The sequence below is a fragment of the Pseudomonas crudilactis genome (assembly GCF_013433315.1).
Classification (GTDB): domain Bacteria; phylum Pseudomonadota; class Gammaproteobacteria; order Pseudomonadales; family Pseudomonadaceae; genus Aquipseudomonas; species Aquipseudomonas crudilactis.
On the sequence record NZ_WXVV01000018.1, the window covers coordinates 68,451 to 85,712 of the forward strand.

The 17,262-nt window shown below is 59.6% G+C and carries 17 protein-coding genes; 6 read left to right on the forward strand and 11 right to left on the reverse strand.

The window, feature by feature from the left end:
• Window positions 1-192: 192 nt before the first annotated feature.
• On the reverse strand, window positions 193-1,263 hold the full coding sequence (locus GTU76_RS19775) for a fatty acid desaturase (RefSeq protein WP_180699391.1): 1,071 nt from the start codon (window positions 1,261-1,263) through the stop codon (window positions 193-195).
• 100 nt (window positions 1,264-1,363) lie between these two features.
• On the opposite strand from GTU76_RS19775, the gene GTU76_RS19780 reads away from it, so the two are divergent.
• The gene (locus GTU76_RS19780) at window positions 1,364-2,368 is read left to right on the forward strand and encodes an AraC family transcriptional regulator (RefSeq protein ID WP_180699392.1); all 1,005 of its coding nucleotides are present in this window, start codon (window positions 1,364-1,366) and stop codon (window positions 2,366-2,368) included.
• 103 nt (window positions 2,369-2,471) lie between these two features.
• Here the strand turns inward: GTU76_RS19780 and GTU76_RS19785 are convergent, their stop codons facing one another.
• Both GTU76_RS19785 and GTU76_RS19790 read right to left on the reverse strand, forming a co-directional pair.
• Window positions 2,472-3,857: a heavy metal sensor histidine kinase gene (locus GTU76_RS19785; RefSeq protein WP_180699393.1), complete on the reverse strand. Its 1,386-nt coding sequence runs from the start codon at window positions 3,855-3,857 to the stop codon at window positions 2,472-2,474.
• Complete coding sequence (locus tag GTU76_RS19790; protein WP_016987597.1) at window positions 3,847-4,527, reverse strand: heavy metal response regulator transcription factor; 681 nt, start codon at window positions 4,525-4,527, stop codon at window positions 3,847-3,849. Before GTU76_RS19790 ends, GTU76_RS19785 begins: the two co-directional genes overlap by 11 nt.
• A 135-nt stretch (window positions 4,528-4,662) precedes the next feature.
• On the opposite strand from GTU76_RS19790, the gene GTU76_RS19795 reads away from it, so the two are divergent.
• Window positions 4,663-5,148, forward strand: a complete 486-nt coding sequence (locus GTU76_RS19795) for a GlcG/HbpS family heme-binding protein (protein WP_016987598.1) — start codon at window positions 4,663-4,665, stop codon at window positions 5,146-5,148.
• A 12-nt stretch (window positions 5,149-5,160) separates the two neighbouring features.
• Window positions 5,161-5,571, forward strand: coding sequence for a hydroxyisourate hydrolase (uraH, locus tag GTU76_RS19800; protein ID WP_016987599.1), 411 nt, complete (start codon window positions 5,161-5,163; stop codon window positions 5,569-5,571).
• A gap of 125 nt (window positions 5,572-5,696) precedes the next feature.
• Here uraH and GTU76_RS19805 read toward each other — a convergent pair whose 3' ends face one another.
• Window positions 5,697-6,374, reverse strand: a complete 678-nt coding sequence (locus tag GTU76_RS19805; RefSeq protein WP_180699394.1) for a Crp/Fnr family transcriptional regulator — start codon at window positions 6,372-6,374, stop codon at window positions 5,697-5,699.
• Between the two features lie 84 nt (window positions 6,375-6,458).
• Here GTU76_RS19805 and GTU76_RS19810 point away from each other — a divergent pair, with 84 nt between their 5' ends.
• A complete protein-coding gene (locus GTU76_RS19810) occupies window positions 6,459-6,983 on the forward strand; it encodes an Mpo1 family 2-hydroxy fatty acid dioxygenase (RefSeq protein ID WP_016987601.1) in 525 nt (174 codons plus the stop codon).
• 108 nt (window positions 6,984-7,091) lie between these two features.
• Here GTU76_RS19810 and GTU76_RS19815 read toward each other — a convergent pair whose 3' ends face one another.
• The 6 genes from GTU76_RS19815 to dibA form a co-directional block, all read right to left on the reverse strand.
• Window positions 7,092-8,081, reverse strand: a complete 990-nt coding sequence (locus tag GTU76_RS19815) for a sulfate/molybdate ABC transporter ATP-binding protein (RefSeq protein ID WP_016987602.1) — start codon at window positions 8,079-8,081, stop codon at window positions 7,092-7,094.
• 3 nt (window positions 8,082-8,084) lie between these two features.
• Window positions 8,085-8,957 carry a sulfate ABC transporter permease subunit CysW gene (cysW, locus tag GTU76_RS19820; RefSeq protein WP_108224225.1) on the reverse strand — a complete coding sequence of 291 codons (873 nt, stop codon included), beginning with the start codon at window positions 8,955-8,957 and terminating at the stop codon, window positions 8,085-8,087.
• A 13-nt stretch (window positions 8,958-8,970) separates the two neighbouring features.
• Window positions 8,971-9,789 carry a sulfate ABC transporter permease subunit CysT gene (gene cysT, locus GTU76_RS19825; protein ID WP_008080019.1) on the reverse strand — a complete coding sequence of 273 codons (819 nt, stop codon included), beginning with the start codon at window positions 9,787-9,789 and terminating at the stop codon, window positions 8,971-8,973.
• A gap of 173 nt (window positions 9,790-9,962) precedes the next feature.
• Window positions 9,963-10,976 (reverse strand): sulfate ABC transporter substrate-binding protein, encoded by a 1,014-nt coding sequence (locus GTU76_RS19830; protein WP_016987603.1) that lies wholly within the window; start codon window positions 10,974-10,976, stop codon window positions 9,963-9,965.
• 133 nt (window positions 10,977-11,109) lie between these two features.
• Window positions 11,110-11,292: a sulfur starvation response protein OscA gene (gene oscA / locus GTU76_RS19835; protein ID WP_007917682.1), complete on the reverse strand. Its 183-nt coding sequence runs from the start codon at window positions 11,290-11,292 to the stop codon at window positions 11,110-11,112.
• 237 nt (window positions 11,293-11,529) lie between these two features.
• Window positions 11,530-13,449 carry a phosphodiesterase DibA gene (gene dibA, locus GTU76_RS19840; protein WP_180699395.1) on the reverse strand — a complete coding sequence of 640 codons (1,920 nt, stop codon included), beginning with the start codon at window positions 13,447-13,449 and terminating at the stop codon, window positions 11,530-11,532.
• A gap of 146 nt (window positions 13,450-13,595) precedes the next feature.
• Here dibA and desA point away from each other — a divergent pair, with 146 nt between their 5' ends.
• Window positions 13,596-14,780 (forward strand): delta-9 fatty acid desaturase DesA, encoded by a 1,185-nt coding sequence (desA, locus tag GTU76_RS19845; RefSeq protein WP_016987605.1) that lies wholly within the window; start codon window positions 13,596-13,598, stop codon window positions 14,778-14,780.
• Between the two features lie 143 nt (window positions 14,781-14,923).
• On the forward strand, window positions 14,924-15,913 hold the full coding sequence (locus tag GTU76_RS19850) for a GGDEF domain-containing protein (protein ID WP_016987606.1): 990 nt from the start codon (window positions 14,924-14,926) through the stop codon (window positions 15,911-15,913).
• A 136-nt stretch (window positions 15,914-16,049) separates the two neighbouring features.
• On the opposite strand, the gene GTU76_RS19855 is transcribed toward GTU76_RS19850, so the two are convergent.
• Window positions 16,050-17,261 (reverse strand): response regulator, encoded by a 1,212-nt coding sequence (locus GTU76_RS19855; protein WP_016987607.1) that lies wholly within the window; start codon window positions 17,259-17,261, stop codon window positions 16,050-16,052.
• Window position 17,262 lies beyond the last annotated feature (1 nt).

Below are 17,262 nucleotides of genomic sequence, written 5' to 3' on the forward strand. Positions count from 1 at the left end.
GATCAAGAACACCCTCACCCCAGCCCTCTCCCGGAGGGAGAGGGCGCTGACCGAGGTGTCTTTCGCTAAACATCGACCTGTGAAAACCAGTCGATCATGGATTCGACAAAACTCTTTCGTCGGCGTACTTCCCCAATATCCCCCAATCAGTCCCCTCTCCCTCCGGGAGAGGGCTAGGGTGAGGGCTGCTTGTCAGGCCTTCACCGCCTCCCCAGCCACCACAACTTCATCCCGACGAACAAACCGGTTCGCCCGACCAAACGTCCCAAAATCATTAAACCGCACGCCCATCTCACGCATCACCTTATGCGCCACCGGCACGGTCAGCTGACGAATGTAAAACGGTTCCTTCACGACAAAATGATGAATCCCGTGACTGCTGCCAAAGTTGAAGCAGAACGCCTGCAATGGCCACAGCCACCAAGGGTTCAATACCTGACACTGCTGCAGCACATTACCCAGTTCAACATCGCCGTAGTAATGCATGTTCGAGCTGATGAAGTGCAGGCAAAACGTGCGCAATACGTTCGGGCCGATGATCACTACAGCGGCGATATCGATCACCTGCATCACCGATAACGTCGTCGCCGACCACTCGATTGGCGAGCCCAGCAGATAGGCGATGCCGTTGGCCGCATGAAAACCGAGAAACACATACCACGCGCCCCAATGCACCAGCGCCAGCGGCGCGTAGACCTTCAGCGTGCGCTTGATGATGCTGAACTTGTGCGCCCAGGTCTTGGCCCGCAGCATGCGGATAAACGCCGACATCACGTTGTCACCGACCATCAGCAAGCGCGCAAAGCCCCACGGCTCGCCGTTGGTGATCGCGCGTTCTTCCATGTCGGTTTCAGTGCCGGAGACCTTGTGGTGATTGAGGTGCAGATGGCGACGAATCCACGGATTGATCGTGCTCGGCCGCGCCAGCCACACCAGGCCCATCATCAGGTTGTGCGGCACACGTTGCTTGCGAAAATACATGCTGTGGATCAAGTCGTGCTCAAGCTCATGGGTCAGCGAAGCAAAAAACGCGTTGAGCAGCAGGCAAACCCACCACGCCAAGTGGCCGCTGATATACAGCGCCGCCGAGCCGATCATCCCGATCAGGGCAAAGGCCAGAATCCCCGCCCCAAGCGCATCCTGATGCTGGAGAATCGGGTAGCGCTCGCGCAGTTCGACGCCTTTGGCCAGCACCACTTGGCGAATATGCGCTGATCGCTGGGCCGCATTGTGTCGCTGGGGACTTGCAGAAGTACCGTCCATGCTTCCATCCTCGGGTTTATGATGTTCGCATCGTGCCTCGCCAAGGCTTCAATTGCGGTAGCCGAGAACGCCAACCTGTTGACCGGAAGCGCCAATCTGCATGAAGGAACCGACCTCTCTCGCCAGCTGGACCCGTGCCTTGCGCAAACAACTCGATGCGCTGGGGCTGGACAGCATTGCCCTGTGCCAGCAGGCCGGGCTCGACCCGAATTTGATGGACGACCCCAACGCGCGCTATCCACTGTCCGGCACCACGCGCCTGTGGGAAATCGCCGTGCAGGTCAGCGGCGACCCGGCGATCGGGCTGCGCGTGTCACGCTTTGTCAGCCCGACCACGTTCCATGCCCTCGGTTATGCGCTGGTCGCCAGTGGCAGCCTGCGTGAGGTGTTCGAACGTATCGTGCGCTATCACCCGGTGGTCAGCGATGCGCTGGAACTGGAGCTGAGTCGTGGCGAGGACCGCTACCAATTCCGTCTGAAAATTCCGTCAGGCAATCCCGCACCAGCCTTCGAAGCCATCGACGCGTTCACCGCGATCTACGTGCGTACCTGCCGCAATCGCCTTGGTCGCGACTACGCGCCACTGGCGGTTTACCTGCGGCGTCCGGAACCAACCGATGCACACCAATGGCACAAAGTCTTCCGCGCCCCGGTGCATTTCGGCTGCGCCGAGGATCGCCTGGAGTTCGCTCTCGCCGACTTCGACAGCCACCTCGACGACGCCAACCCGGAACTCGCCGAACACAACGAAGCCGTGCTCAAACGCACGATGGCCCAGCTCCAACCGCTGACCTGGGAGCGCAAGGTGCGCGATGCGATTGAAGAACAATTGCCGGAAGGTGAGCCAAGTGCAGAGCGCATTGCCCAGGCGTTGCATTTGAGCTTGCGCAGTTTGCAGCGGCATCTGGCGGATGAGGGTTGCCGCTTTGATACGTTGCTTAACGAAAGCCGGGAGAATCTGGCGCTGCTGCATCTGCGCGATCCGCAGTGTTCGTTGAGTGAGGTGAGTTATCTGCTCGGGTTTGCTGATACCAGCAGCTTCAGCCGCGCGTTCAAGCGCTGGACGGGAATGACGCCGGGGCAGTTTCGCGATGGGTTGCGCTGATCCAGAATCAGTTTGTCTGATCTGGCGCTATTGCGAGCAGGCTCACTCCTACAGGGGGAACGCATTCCAATTGTAGGAGTGAGCCTGCTCGCAATAGCGCCCTTTAATTCAACGCAAAGCCCAGCTCAAAAATAGTGCCGCCAACATCACTGTTCACCTGCACCTGCCCACCATGCAATTGCATGATCGACTGCACGATCGCCAACCCCAAGCCACCCGAATCCCCCGGCTCGGCGCGCGAAGGATCGACACGGTAAAAGCGGTCAAACAGTTTGCCCAGATGCTCCGGCGCAATGGCCGGCCCGTGGTTGTGCACCTGCAACCAACACCAACCCGCCTCATCGCGGCGACGCAGGCTGATCACGGTTCCGGGATCAGCATGACGCACGGCATTGGCCAGCAAGTTGCCCAGCGCACGTTGCAGCAATTGCTGATCGGCAAGCAGTTCGCCATGCAGTTGATTGTCCAGCCGCACGTCGCGGTCATCCGCCAAGGCTTCAAAGTAATCGCACAGTTCACTGCCAACGCTGTGCAAATCCAGCGTTTGCAGATTAAGCGCGCGTTCGGCCTGTTCTGCCCGGGCGAGGAACATCAGGTTTTCCGCCATGCGCTTGAGCCTCTCGAACTCTTCCATGTTCGAGGCCAGCACTTCCTGATATTCCGCCGTACTGCGCGGATGATTCAGCGCCTGACCGTTGCTCGCCAGCAAGGTGTGCAACGGCGTACGGATCTCGTGGGCGAGGTCGGCGGAGAACTGCGAGAGGCGCTGCACGCTGTCGTCCAGTCGGGCCAGCATGCCGTTGAGCGCCTGCACGGGTTCCAGCAATTCTGCCGGCGTGCCATTGGCGGGAAGGCGTTGATCGAGGCTGCGCAGGTCGATACCCCGTACCGCTTCGCTCAACTGGCGCAACGGTCGCAGGCCCCGGCGCAGCAACAGCAAGCCCAAGGCAAAGGCGAGCAACGCACCGAGGCCAACCGACAGGTACAAGCGTATGCGATAGCTGCCGAGCATCTGCTCGCGCTCACTCAGCACTTTACCGGCGATGATCGTCAGCGGCTCGCCATTCGGCCCTTGCGCTTCGCCGGACAACAGCGCCAATTCGGCACCGTCCGGTGCTTGCCACGTGAGCACATCGGGGCGCTGCGGCGTTTGCTCGCGGGGGATCGCGTTCAGCGCGGGCAACTCGCGTTGCCGTGGGTTGATAGCGATCACACTGGAGCCATCGGCGCGGCGCACCAATAGCAGGCTGTCGAGATTACCGAGCATGTTCTGATACAGCCGCGGCCGCGCCTGCAAGGCATCGAGGCTGTCGCTGTCGGCGAGCAAGGCGCGCACCTGCTCCAGTCGACCGAGCAACGCGAGGTCGTCGCGGTAGGCGATTTCCGAGGCCAGCGAACGGTAGAGAAACACACCGATAGCACTCAACACCAAAGCGCAGACCAATGCGAACGCCAGCGCCAGACGCCAGGCGATCGACCTAGAGCGCATCGTCCGGCGCTTCCAATTGATAGCCGACGCCGCGCACGGTGTGGATCAGTTTCGGCATGTACGGATCATCGACTTTCGCGCGCAAACGACGCACCGCTACTTCGACCATGTTGGTGTCGCTGTCGAAATTCAGGTTCCACACCTGCGAGGCAATCAACGTGCGCGACAGCACTTCGCCCTGACGGCTGGCGAGCAATTGCAGCAAGGCGAATTCCTTGTTGGTCAGGGCAATACGCTGACCACCACGACTGACGCGGCGCCGCAGTACGTCGATTTCCAGATCGGCAATGGTGTACGACTCGGCTTCGCGCATTGGCCCGCGTCGCAACAACGTGCGCACCCGCGCGAGCAGTTCGGCGAAGGCGAAGGGTTTGAGCAAGTAATCGTCGGCGCCCAGTTCGAGGCCGCGCACGCGGTCTTCAATGGCGTCCTTGGCAGTCAGGAACAGCACCGGCGTGGCGCCGCGCTGGCGGATCAGCTGCAGCAATTGCCAGCCATTGAGGCCGGGGAGCATTACGTCGAGGATGATCAGGTCATATTCCTGTTGCTCGATGAAATAGCGCCCATCGAGGCCGTTGAGCGCCACGTCCACGGCAAAACCCGACTCGCCCAGGCCTTTGGCGAGGAAATTCGCGGTTTTGGCTTCATCTTCTACGACCAGCAAACGCATGGCACACCTCGATTGATAGGCACACAGGCTAGGCGCCTTCGGCGGCGTTGCCCATTACAAACTTGTAATCAGACTGACGAGGTTCTGACGAAGACCGGCGATTAAGGTGGCGACCTTCGCTTTTGGAGGCTGTCCATGACCGTCAAATTCCTCGTTGCAAGCCTGATGATCGGCCTCAGTGGCGTTGCTGTCGCCAGTCCTGAGCTGCCGCGTCACGCTGATCTCGATCTGAAAACCGCACGGCTGCTCGCCGACACCGCCATGGCCAACTGCACCGGCACGGTGTCGGTGCTCGACCGTGGCGGCAATCTGCTGGTGATCCTGCGCGGCGACGGTGTCGGCCCGCACAACACCGCCGCCAGCCAGCGCAAGGCGTATACCGCGCTGTCGACCAAAACCGCCACCCGGCTGTTTGCAGAACGCGCTCGCAGCAATCCGGAAACCGCCAATCTCAATACCCTCGACGAGTTGCTCTTGCTCGGCGGTGGGATTCCATTGTTCGCCGCTGATGAGCTGGTTGGCGCAATGGGCGTGGCCGGTTCCGGCGGCGGTGAGCAAGACGAAAACTGTGCAATCAAGGCTGCCGAGAAAACCGGTCTGGCCATCACCCGTTCCCAATAAGGAGATGCATCCATGAATACTTTGCGCATGACCTTCGCCGCGCTCGGCCTGAGTGCTTTTTCAAGCCTGGCGCTGGCCGCTGGCAACCCACTGAGCGTGCACGTGCTCAATCTGGAAAACGGCCTGCCGTCGCCGGGCATCAACGTGACGCTGGAGAAACACGTCGGCCAGGACTGGCAGCCACTGGCTCAGGGCACGACCAATGAACAAGGGCGGATTGCCGAGCTGTTCCCGGCCAAACAGCCTTTTGAAGCAGGTGAATACCGCGTGGTGTTCAAGACCGGCGAGTACTTCAAGAAGGTCAAGCACGACACGTTCTTCCCGGAGATTCCGGTGATCTTCGAAGTGAAGCAAACCGATCAGCATTACCACATCCCGCTGCTGCTCAGCCCGTACGGCTTCTCGACCTATCGCGGTTCCTGAGCCCTACACAAATCCCCCTGTAGGAGTGAGCCTGCTCGCGATAGCAATCTGTCAGTTGATCAATCTGTGACTGACAGACCGCTATCGCGAGCAGGCTCACTCCTACAATGGTTCGGTGTTAGATCCTAGATCGTGGCCAGGGCGCGCAACCGCGTGGCGTCGAGGATTTCGATTTCGCCATACCCGAGCCCGATAATCCCCTGCCCCTGCAAATCCTTGAGAATCTGGTTGGTGGTCTGCCGCGACAGCGACAGCATCGACGCCAACTGCTCCTGCGGCAGTTGCAGTACCCGGCGTGGCGCGTCGAGTTCGCCGTAGCCTTCGGCGATCATCAGCAAGCGATGGGCCAGACGCGCCGGCGCTGGCAGCAGGCTCAGTTGTTCGAGGTTGATGAAGGCCAGGCGCAGTTTGTGGCTCATCAGCAGCGCCAGGTGTCGCCAGTACACCGGCTGCTCATCGAGCAGTTTCAGCAGCACCGCCTGCGGGATATTCAGCAACGTGCACGGCCCGACCGCATAGGCGTCATGGGTGCGCGGCTGGCCATCGAACAGGCAGATTTCACCAAACCAGTGCGGCGCTTCCACCAGACTCAGCAACGCTTCCTTACCCTGCTCACTCACCGCACCGATGCGCACGGCGCCATCAAGCACCGCGTACAAACCGCACGGCGCATCGCCGCGCTGAAACAGGCGCTGACCCGCCGTCAGCCGCCGCTCTCGGGCCGCCGCCAGCAAGCTATCCTGAAAGGACACAGGCAGATGACTGAACCACTGCCCGCTCATCAGCCGTGAACGAATTTGCATAAACACTCCTGGATTGTCGCCTGCCTGACAGAGCGAACCCTGATCCCGAGGGATGATGTGATCAACCCTACCGGAGGAACAACAATGAAAAGCCTCGTCGACCATCTCAGTCAATACGCTGCCTACCACCGCGATCCGCGCAACATCGCCAGCCACTTTATCGGCATTCCGCTGATTGTGGTGGCGGTGGCGGTTTTGTTGTCGCGGCCAGAATGGTCGCTGGGCGGGTTGTGGATATCTCCAGCCGTGATCGTGGCGCTGGCCTCGGCGTGGTTTTATCTGCGTCTTGAGGTGAAGTTGGGCGTGCTGATGGCCGTACTGATGAGCTTATCCGTCTGGGCCGGGCACGTGCTGGCGCAGCAGAGCACGATGGTCTGGTTGAGCAGCGGGCTGGCGATGTTTGTCGTTGGCTGGGTGATCCAGTTTGTCGGGCATCACTATGAAGGGCGCAAACCGGCGTTTGTCGATGATGTCTCGGGGCTGATTGTCGGGCCGTTGTTTGTCGTGGCCGAGGTGGCGTTCATGCTCGGGATGCGACTCGAATTGAAGGAGCAGATCGAGGCGCGGGCCGGAGTTGTGCGGGTCAATCCGAATCGTGCGGCTGTCTAAATCACATTCGCGAGCAAGCTCGCTCCCACAGTGGACTGGTGCTGAACACAAACTTCATGTCTGACCGAATTCCCTGTGGGAGCGAGCTTGCTCGCGAAGCTTTTGATCTTAAAGGCTGGCGACTTTCTGCCAGACCTTCGGCTTGAAGAACAGGGTCTCCCCCTTGGCCAAGCCGATCAGGCTATCGTGGTCTTTCACCACTTCGGCCTCGATCAAATCAGTCTGCCCTTCAACTTTCAACGTCACCCGCGTAGTCGCGCCCAGCGGTCGAATATCACGCACCTCAGCCGCATGGTGATCTTCCAGCTCATGCTTGGACAACGACACCTCATGCGGGCGGAACAGCACGTGATTGTCGTCGCTCAGCAGCAAACGGTTCGAATCACCGAGGAAGTGATAAACGAAATCGCTGGCCGGGTTTTCGTAGACGTCGCCCGGTGAACCAATCTGCTCGATCACGCCCTTGTTCATCACCACAATGCGGTCAGCAACTTCCATCGCTTCTTCCTGGTCGTGGGTCACGAACACCGACGTCAGGTTGATGTCTTCGTGCAACCGCGCCAGCCAGCGGCGCAGCTCTTTACGTACCTTGGCATCAAGGGCGCCGAACGGCTCATCGAGCAGCAACACTTTCGGCTCGACCGCCAAGGCACGCGCCAAAGCAATCCGCTGACGCTGACCACCAGACAATTGCTCCGGATAACGATCCGACAACCAATCCAGCTGCACCATGTTCAGCAACTCATGAACCTTGACCGCAATCTGGCTTTCGCTCGGGCGCTGGTTTTTCGGTTTCATGCGCAGGCCGAACGCGACGTTGTCGAACACGGTCATGTGGCGGAACAAAGCGTAGTGCTGGAACACGAAACCGACGTTGCGATCACGCACGTCGTGGCCGGAAACGTCTTCACCGTGGAAAACGATATTGCCGTTATCCGGGGTTTCCAGACCAGCGATGATCCGCAGCAGCGTGGTCTTGCCGCAGCCCGAGGGGCCGAGCAGCGCGACCAGTTCACCGCTGTGGATATCCAGGCTGATGTTGTCCAGCGCCTTGAACGCATTGAAATTCTTGCTGACGTTACGCACTTCGATCGACATGAATTATTCCTCCGCGGCGCTGGCGCGCAGGCGGTTGATACGGTTTTCGCTCCACTGCTTGAGCAGCAGGATGAAGAGCGCCAGGATCAGCAACAGGCTCGCCACGGCGAACGCGGCCACGTGGTTGTATTCGTTGTAGAGGATCTCGACGTGCAGCGGCAAGGTGTTGGTCACCCCGCGAATGTGCCCGGACACCACCGACACCGCACCGAATTCACCCATGGCTCGCGCGGTACACAGCACCACGCCATAGATCAGGCCCCACTTGATGTTCGGCACAGTGACATGCCAGAACATCTGCCAGCCATTGGCGCCGAGCAGACGCGCGGCTTCTTCTTCCTGCGTGCCTTGTTCCTGCATCAGCGGAATCAGTTCACGCGCCACGAACGGCACGGTGACGAAAATCGTCGCCAGTACGATGCCCGGCAGGGCGAAGACGATCTGGATGTCGTGATCCTGCAACCACGGCCCGAACAGGCCTTGCGCGCCAAACATCAGCACGTAGACCAGACCGGCGATCACCGGCGACACCGAGAACGGCAGGTCGATCAGCGTCACCAGCATGCTCTTGCCACGGAACGAGTATTTGCTCACGCACCACGCCGCGCTGACGCCGAACACCAGGTTCAGCGGCACCGAAATTAGCACGGCGAACACGGTGAGTTTCAGTGCCGACAGTGCGTCCGGTTCAAAGATCGCGGTGAAAAATGCGCCGAGGCCATTCTTCAACCCCTGCGATACGACGATGAACAACGGCAGCAGCAGAAACAGGAAAAAAACCAGCCAGCCAAGACCGATCAGGACTCTGCGCGATGTGGCACTGCCACGCCGTGCAGCGTTGGCCGAAGAGGCGGCCGCAATAGACGATTGGGACATGGTTCGCGCCTCCTTATGGGGTTTCGATGCGCCGCTGCAGCAAGTTGATCAGCAGCAACAGGACGAAGGAAACCACCAGCATCAGCACGCCGATGGCAGTGGCCCCGGTGTAATCGTATTGGTCGAGTTTGACCATGATCAGCAGCGGAAGAATCTCGGTTTTCATCGGCATGTTGCCGGCAATGAAAATCACCGAACCGTACTCGCCGACGCCACGGGCGAACGCCAAGGCAAAACCGGTCAGCCAGGCGGGCAGCAGCGCGGGCACGAGGATGTGGCGGAACACCTGCAAGGGCTTCGCACCAAGGCACGCGGCAGCTTCTTCGACTTCACGAGGTATGTCGGCCAGCACCGGTTGCACCGTGCGCACCACGAACGGCAGCGTGACGAAGGTCAGCGCCAAAGTGATACCCAGTGGGGTGTAAGCGATTTTGAAACCGAGGTCGGCAGCGAATTGCCCAACCAGACCGGCCGGCGCGTACAGCGCGGTCAACGCGATACCGGCCACGGCTGTCGGCAGGGCGAACGGCAGATCGATCATCGCGTCGATCACCTTGCGCCCCGGGAAGGTGTAGCGCACCAGCACCCACGCCAGCAATGTGCCGATGATGCCGTTGATGATCGCCGCACACAGCGCGGTGCCGAAGCTCAGCTTCAACGCGGCCAGCACCCGTGGTGCGGAAATGATCGCCCAGAACTGATCCCAGGTGAGTTGGGCGGCGTGGACGAACATCGCCGCCAGCGGGATAAGCACAATCAGGCTGAGGTACACCAAGGTGTAGCCCAGCGTCAGCCCGAAGCCGGGTATGACGGGGGAGATACGACGCGACATAAAAGTCCTTGGTTAAAAAGCATTCCGCTGAACGCACCAATGTGGGAGCGAGCTTGCTCGCGAAGAGGGAGTATCAGTCAACTCTACGTCGTCTGACACTCCGCTTTCGCGAGCAAGCTCGCTCCCACATTTTCCGCGCCTGGCTTCAGGCTTGATGTGTGGCTGAAGTCAGATTACTGCGCCTGATAAATCTGGTCGAACACGCCACCGTCGTTGAAGAATTTCGGTTGCGCGGTTTTCCAGCCGCCGAAGTCTTTGTCGATGGTCACCAGATCGAGTTTCGGGAACTGCTGGGCGTACTTCGCGGCCACGTCCTTGTCACGTGGACGGTAGAAGTTCTTCGCGGCGATTTCCTGACCGGCCGGGCTGTACAGATGCTTCAGGTAGGCTTCGGCGATCTGCTCGTTGCCCTTCTTCTCGGCGTTCTTGTCGACCACCGCCACTGGCGGCTCGGCGAGGATCGACAGCGAAGGCACAACGATGTCGAACTTGTCAGCGCCGCCATCTTCTTTCAGCGCCAGGAACGCTTCGTTTTCCCAGGCCAGCAACACGTCACCCTGCCCGTTGTTGACGAAGGTAATGGTCGAACCGCGTGCACCGGTGTCGAGGATCGGTACGTGCTTGAACAGGGTCTGCACATATTCTTTGGCTTTGGTTTCGTCACCGCCGTTGGCTTTCAGGCCATAGGCCCACGCGGCGAGGAAGTTCCAGCGCGCACCGCCGGAGGTTTTCGGGTTCGGGGTAATCACCGAGACGTCGTTCTTGACCAGATCGCCCCAGTCCTTGATGCCTTTCGGGTTGCCCTTGCGTACCAGGAAGACGATGGTCGAGGTGTACGGCGTGCTCGCTTCCGGCAGACGCTTCTGCCAGTCGGCGGGCAGGGTCTTGCCGAGTTTGGCGATTTCGTCGATGTCGCCAGCCAGCGCCAGAGTCACTACGTCAGCGCGCAGACCGTCGATGACCGCGCGGCCCTGCTTGCCCGAACCACCGTGGGATTGCTGGATTTTCACAGTGTCGCCGGCGTGATCTTTCTGCCAGAACTTGATGAATTCAGCGTTGTAGTCCTGATACAGCTCGCGCGTCGGGTCATACGACACGTTGAGCAGTTCGTAATCCTTGGCAACCGCGGAACCGGCAAACACAGCGCTGGCCAGGGCGGCCAAAGCGTAACGGCGAATCGACGACATGGTGAAAGCTCCTGGAATTCTGGTGGTGACTTTTTCTTATGTGTTTCGGAAATCGTGTTGCCGGTTCAAAGATCGCAGCCTTCGGCAGCTCCTACATGAATCCCCCGTAGGAGCTGCCGCAGGCTGCGATCTTTTAGCCCGGTTGTTTACCCGGTTGCTGCAAACGGAATTTCTCTTTGCGTTCGATCTGCACGACTTGCGCGTTGTGCACAGTGATTTCCACCGCGCCGAAACGCAGATCGCGCAGGGCGCTCTGGATTTCACGCAAGATGGTGCTTTCGTCCTGACCGTCAACGCTGCGAAGGGATGCGCTCATGGTGCTGCTCCTTTGAATGGGATTTGCCTGGCAGTGGGCGGCACTGCGTTCGGCGTAGGAGCAATATAAGAGAGGCACGGATATTCTTAAAAAGACTATTTAAGAATGTTTATATAACTGAAAAACTGATCGTTCCCACGCGCAGCAAAGGAATGCCGCCGGCGGCGCTCTGCGCCGCGATTTTGGGCCGACGCAGGGCGTGCCTTTGCTGCGCGCAGGAACAAGTTTGAGCCTGCCTTAGCCAATCAACGGTGCGCTCGTCCAATCTATCTCCTGCGCCGGACTCGGCCGCCCAAACCAATACCCTTGCCCCAGATCGCATTCCTGCTCAAGCAGAAACGCCGCCTGCTCAACCTGTTCAATACCCTCGGCATGCACCTGCATGCCCATGCTCCGGGCCAGCGCGATGATCACCCGGACAATCGCCGCGTCGTCCTCATCCCACGGCAAACCTGCAACAAATCCCTGATCGATCTTCAGCTTCTGCACCGGCAAACGCTTGAGCCGCAACAGCGACGAATAACCCGTGCCGAAATCATCAATGGCCAGGCGAATCCCCAGCTCACGCAAACGGTGCATCTGCTCCAGCGCCACCTCCGGATCATCCATCACCGCGCTCTCGGTGACTTCCAGCTCCAGGTAGGCCGGATCCAGCCCAGTATCGCGCAGCACCTGCGCCACTTGTTGATACAGCTCACGACGAGCGAACAATCGTGACGAAACATTCACCGCGACAAACGACAGCACGATTCCGGCCTGCTGCCACTGGCACATTTGTCGACACGCCTGCTGCATCACCCAGGCGTCGATTTCGGCGATCAACCCGGTGCGTTCAGCGATCGGAATGAACTCCGCCGGCGAGACCAGACCACGCACCGGATGCTGCCAGCGCACCAACGCTTCGACGCCAATCAGGCGGCTGGTTTTCAAGTCATGCACGGGCTGGTAGTAAACCCGCAGTTCCTGCTGCTCAAGCGCGCGACGCAGCTCGAAAGCGATTTCCACCCGTTGCTGGGCGTGGGCGGTAAGTTCTTCGGTGTACAAGGCGTACCCGTTACGGCCGCTGCTCTTGGCCTTGAACAGCGCCGCGTCGGCATTGCGCAACAGTTGCTCGGCGCTTAGCGCGTCGCTGGGGAACAGGCTGATGCCGAGGCTGGCGTTGATGAACAACTGATTGCCATCAATGCTGAACGGCTCCTTCAGCGCATCGAGAATACGTTGCGCCAGCGCTGCTGCCTGCACCGGCTGAGGACAACTCTCTGCCAACACCGCGAACTCGTCGCCGCCCAGCCGCGCCAGGGTAATGCCGGGGCCAAACAGTTCTTGCAGGCGCGCTGCTACTGCCTTGAGCAAGCGATCGCCGATGTTATGTCCGAGGCTGTCGTTGATCATTTTGAAGTGATCGAGATCCAGCATCAGCAATGCACAGCCGCGCTTGTGATTTTGCGCCGAGGCCAGCGCCTGTTCGGCGCGGTCGCTGAACAGCAGACGATTGGGCAGATCCGTCAGCGGGTCGTGGTGCGCGAGGTGTTTGAGCTCATGCTCGGAATCCTTGATCGCACTGATATCGGAGAACACCGCGACATAGTGGCTGAGCCGGCCCTGATCATCGTGAATAATCCGAATGGTCTGCCACTGTGGATAAATCTCGCCGCTTTTTCGGCGATTCCAGATTTCACCGCTCCATTCGCCCTGCGACTCAAGGGTGGCAAACATTGCCTGATAGAAACCTGGCGGATGATGGCCGGATTTGAACAGACTCGGCTGCTGCCCAATGACTTCTTCACGCTGATAACCGGTGATCTCCATGAACGCGCGATTGACGTGCACGATCAGCCCATGATGGTTGGTCACCAACACGCCTTCGCGGGTGCAATCAAATACCGCCGCGGCCTGACGCAAGCGTTCGCGATCGACATGGCGCTCGCGCAACCGTGCACCGATTCCGAGAAACGTGCACAAACGCGCTCGCGCAAGAAAAATCAGCCCGGCGCTGAGTGCCGCAAAGAAGTAACCGTTGATCAGTTGCCATCGGGCAAGATCGACGGAGTTATCGAAGAAATTGTTTAATAAATGATCAGTGCCTTGCAGCCAGACAGCGGCAAGCACGAGATAGAGCAGCGCTGCACGCAATGCATCGCGGTAAGTGGCAGGCATTCGGCTGTCCATGTCCCTACAAAAAGGTTGGAATTATAGGTCAAGAAACATCCAGCGACTCTTATCTGAAAGGGCGACTGGTTTTATCTGTGTGCTTGGTGATAATGCAACGGCTGTTTTTATCTTTATCGAGGGCCCTATAGCCTATGTGGTACGAAGGTTTTCTTGGCTTGTCGGCCTGGTCTCTGGTCGCAGTCACCCTGCTGATGACCCACGTGACGATTGTTGCCGTCACGGTCTATCTGCACCGCTACTCGGCCCATCGCTCGTTGGAACTGAATGCCGGCCTGAAGCACTTTTTCCGTTTCTGGCTGTGGCTGACCACGGCGCAGAACACCCGCGAGTGGACCGCCATCCACCGTAAACACCACGCCAAATGCGAAACCGAAGACGACCCGCACAGCCCGGTCATCAAAGGCCTTTCCACCGTGCTGCGTACCGGCGCCGAGCTGTATCGCGCCGAAGCGCAGAACCCGGAAACCCTGCGCATCTACGGCAAGAACTGCCCCGAAGACTGGATCGAACGCAACGTCTACAGCCGTTACCCGCTGCTGGGCGTGGCGATCATGGGCGTTATCGACCTGCTGCTGTTCGGCACCATCGGCATCACCATCTGGGCGATCCAGATGATGTGGATCCCGGTGTGGGCCGCTGGCGTGATCAACGGTCTGGGCCATGCCGTCGGCTACCGCAACTTCGAATGCCGCGACGCGGCGACCAATCTGGTACCGTGGGGCATCCTGATCGGCGGCGAAGAACTGCACAACAACCATCACACCTACCCTAACTCGGCCAAGTTGTCGGTGAAAAAGTGGGAGTTCGACCTCGGTTGGGCGTGGATCAAAGTCTTCTGCTTCCTGCGTCTGGCCAAGGTTCAGCGTGTAGCGCCGATTGCCCACCGCGTTGAAGGCAAGGGCAGTCTGGACATGGACACTGCCATGGCGATCCTCAACAACCGCTTCCAGATCATGGCCCAGTACCGCAAGTTGGTGATCGGTCCGCTGGTCAAGCAAGAACTGGCCAAGGTCGATCATTCGGTGCGCCACCAGTTCCACCGCGCCAAACGCCTGCTGTCACGGGAAACCAGCCTGCTGGAAGATCGTCACCACCTGCGCATCCAGACCATGCTCGAGCACAGCCAGGCATTGAAGGTAATTTACGAAAAACGCTTGGCCCTGCAGCAGATCTGGGTCAAGACCAGCGCAAATGGCCACGACATGCTCGCCGCCATCAAAGAGTGGATTCACGAGGCAGAAGCCAGTGGCATCCAGTCCTTGCGTGAATTTGCCGACCAGTTGAAAACCTACTCGCTGCGTCCTGCAGCGGTCTGAGACCGTTGATCGGTGCACCCGACTCCCGGGTGCACCCTTCGGAACTTCGCTAAAAATCGCTTATCTCAAAGACACTTCGCCATCCCGGCGGGCTGTATTGTGGCCGTTGTCGAATTGCGGCACGTCCTTTGAGATCTGTGCCGATGGTCAATAACAACCAAAAAGACTCATCCCTCCCGCAGTGGCCCGAGGCCGCGCAAACCCTCATGGCATTGATGCATGCCCAGGGCGAGGTCGCCCGTTTGAGCGAACGCGAGCAGCTGTTCAGCTCTTTGCTGGTCAGCGTCAACGCCGTGCTTTGGGCGTTCAACTGGGAAACCCGGCAGGTGCTGTATGTCAGCCCCGCCTATGAACGGATTTTCGGTCGCTCCGCCGGCCTGCTGCTGGCCGACTACAACCAGTGGCGCGACAGCATCTACCCCGATGACCTGGAATACGCCGAACGCAGCCTCGCCGAAGTCCTGCACAAAGGCGCGGTGGAGGATCGCGAATACCGCATCATCGCCGCCGACGGCCAGGTGCGCTGGCTCAGCGACAAATGCTTTATCAACCGTCAGGACGAACCCGGTCAGCCGGTGATCATCGTCGGCATCGCCGAGGACATCACCGACAAAAAACAGATGGAAACCGAGCTGCATCGCTTGGCGACCACCGACGTGCTGACGCAAAGCAGCAATCGCCGCCACTTCTTCGAGTGCGCCAACCGTGAGTTCGAAGAGGCGCGTGCGCAGGGTTCGCCTATGGCGTTTTTGCTGCTGGATATCGATGACTTTAAAGTGATCAACGACAGTTACGGCCATCCCGAAGGCGACAACGTGTTGCAGCGGATCGCCGAGTGCGGGCGCGGCTCGTTACGTCGCGGTGATCTGTTCGGGCGGATTGGCGGGGAAGAGTTTGCGGCGGTATTTCCAGGGTGCGCACCGGACATGGCCAAGCAAGTGGCCGAGCGGTTGCAGCAGGAAATTCAGCGTTTGAGTTTCAGCCATGACGGGCAGACGTTTGGCATCACCGTCAGCCAGGGTCTGACCAATCTGACCGATGGCGATGAAAACCTCGACAGCCTGTTCGCCCGGGCGGATGCGGCGATGTATGAGGCCAAACGGCAGGGCAAGAATCGGATTATTTCTGCCTGAGCCCTATTTCAACCACACAGAGATCAAGTGTAGGAGTGAGCCTGCTCGCGATAGCGGAGTGTCAAACGAACAATTGTTGTATGACACTCCGCTATCGCGAGCAGGCTCACTCCTACATTGGAAATGTGTACGTCGTTTATTTACGCATCCGCATCAACTCCGGCAAGCCGATTTTAAGCAACCTTGCCGTGCGACTCTTTGCCAGCGCCTCAACGCCTTCATGCTCGGTCAAGCGGGCCATCTGCGCCGCCATGTTCATCACCAGCGCCTCACGGGAATACACGCCACCGCCGAGCTGGTAGACCGAGGCAATCAGCTCCCGCAATTCCAGCGGCAATCGCCAGCGAGTACGCAACGCCGAACCATAAGCCGCGCCAAACTCAGCCAACGCCTCGCCGACTTCCTCCAGTTCATCCAGCGCCCCGCCGGCCTGCTGCCACTCCTGCAGACAACGCAGCAACGCCAGATCACCCAGCCGATGCAGCATGCCCGCGCAATAGCAGCGCTCCTGATCGAGATCGAGCAGCCGCGCGAGGGTGCGCGCATATTCAGCGGTGTGCAGCGACAAGCCCCAATAACGCTCCGCATAATCCGCCAAACACGGATCACTGAGCCTGGCGCTGCGCTTGAGCGCCAGCCCCAGAATCAGGTTCATGCTCTGCCCGGTGCCCAGACGATGCAGCGCTTGAGCCAGTGTTTGCACCGGTGCGCCATGGTGCTGCGCCGCGCTGTTGGCCGCAGCGATCAACACCGCCGTGATCTGCGGATCGGTTTTGATCTCATCTTCCAGCAGCTTCAGATCGAGGCCATTGGGATTGAGACTGCGCTTCACCGCGACCTGCACATCGGTCATCAACGGCGCGCCGTCGGCCTGCTCACGACGTCGCTCGAGAAACACCGACAAGGTCATGCCCGGCGCCAATGCCGGCACTTCACAGAAAACCTCTTCACCAGCATCGAGCAGCAAACCCTGCAAGCGCTCGGTCAGGCTTTCCATGTTCAACGGTTTGGTCAGATACGCCGTCGGCGCCAACGGAATCGCTTCGCGCACACTGGCGCTGTCGTTGCGGCTGCTCATCAGAATGAACGGCAGCGGCGGATTGCGTTTGCGCTGCCGCACGCTGCGCAACACGCTCAAGCCATCGACGCCGGGTAGCTCCCAATCGACGATGGCCAGGTCATAAGGAATTTCGCTGAGCATCGACAGGGCTTGCTGGCCATCGGCACACAGGTCCAGCCGGGCATCGCAACGCACGTTCAGCAACACTTGTTTGAGCAGGTCGCGAGACCACGGATCAGCCTCGGCGATCAGCACTCGCGGTACGGCGGGTAAATCAACGGCAGTCATG

Excerpts from the sequence above, each read along its gene's own strand:
- GTU76_RS19775 (WP_180699391.1), bottom strand. The coding sequence starts at position 1,263 with ATGGACGGTACTTCTGCAAGTCCCCAGCGACACAATGCGGCCCAGCGA.
- GTU76_RS19780 (WP_180699392.1), top strand. The coding sequence starts at position 1,364 with ATGAAGGAACCGACCTCTCTCGCCAGCTGGACCCGTGCCTTGCGCAAA.
- GTU76_RS19785 (WP_180699393.1), bottom strand. The coding sequence starts at position 3,857 with ATGCGCTCTAGGTCGATCGCCTGGCGTCTGGCGCTGGCGTTCGCATTG.
- GTU76_RS19790 (WP_016987597.1), bottom strand. The coding sequence starts at position 4,527 with ATGCGTTTGCTGGTCGTAGAAGATGAAGCCAAAACCGCGAATTTCCTC.
- GTU76_RS19795 (WP_016987598.1), top strand. The coding sequence starts at position 4,663 with ATGACCGTCAAATTCCTCGTTGCAAGCCTGATGATCGGCCTCAGTGGC.
- uraH (WP_016987599.1), top strand. The coding sequence starts at position 5,161 with ATGAATACTTTGCGCATGACCTTCGCCGCGCTCGGCCTGAGTGCTTTT.
- GTU76_RS19805 (WP_180699394.1), bottom strand. The coding sequence starts at position 6,374 with ATGCAAATTCGTTCACGGCTGATGAGCGGGCAGTGGTTCAGTCATCTG.
- GTU76_RS19810 (WP_016987601.1), top strand. The coding sequence starts at position 6,459 with ATGAAAAGCCTCGTCGACCATCTCAGTCAATACGCTGCCTACCACCGC.
- GTU76_RS19815 (WP_016987602.1), bottom strand. The coding sequence starts at position 8,081 with ATGTCGATCGAAGTGCGTAACGTCAGCAAGAATTTCAATGCGTTCAAG.
- cysW (WP_108224225.1), bottom strand. The coding sequence starts at position 8,957 with ATGTCCCAATCGTCTATTGCGGCCGCCTCTTCGGCCAACGCTGCACGG.
- cysT (WP_008080019.1), bottom strand. The coding sequence starts at position 9,789 with ATGTCGCGTCGTATCTCCCCCGTCATACCCGGCTTCGGGCTGACGCTG.
- GTU76_RS19830 (WP_016987603.1), bottom strand. The coding sequence starts at position 10,976 with ATGTCGTCGATTCGCCGTTACGCTTTGGCCGCCCTGGCCAGCGCTGTG.
- oscA (WP_007917682.1), bottom strand. The coding sequence starts at position 11,292 with ATGAGCGCATCCCTTCGCAGCGTTGACGGTCAGGACGAAAGCACCATC.
- dibA (WP_180699395.1), bottom strand. The coding sequence starts at position 13,449 with ATGCCTGCCACTTACCGCGATGCATTGCGTGCAGCGCTGCTCTATCTC.
- desA (WP_016987605.1), top strand. The coding sequence starts at position 13,596 with ATGTGGTACGAAGGTTTTCTTGGCTTGTCGGCCTGGTCTCTGGTCGCA.
- GTU76_RS19850 (WP_016987606.1), top strand. The coding sequence starts at position 14,924 with ATGGTCAATAACAACCAAAAAGACTCATCCCTCCCGCAGTGGCCCGAG.
- GTU76_RS19855 (WP_016987607.1), bottom strand. The coding sequence starts at position 17,261 with ATGACTGCCGTTGATTTACCCGCCGTACCGCGAGTGCTGATCGCCGAG.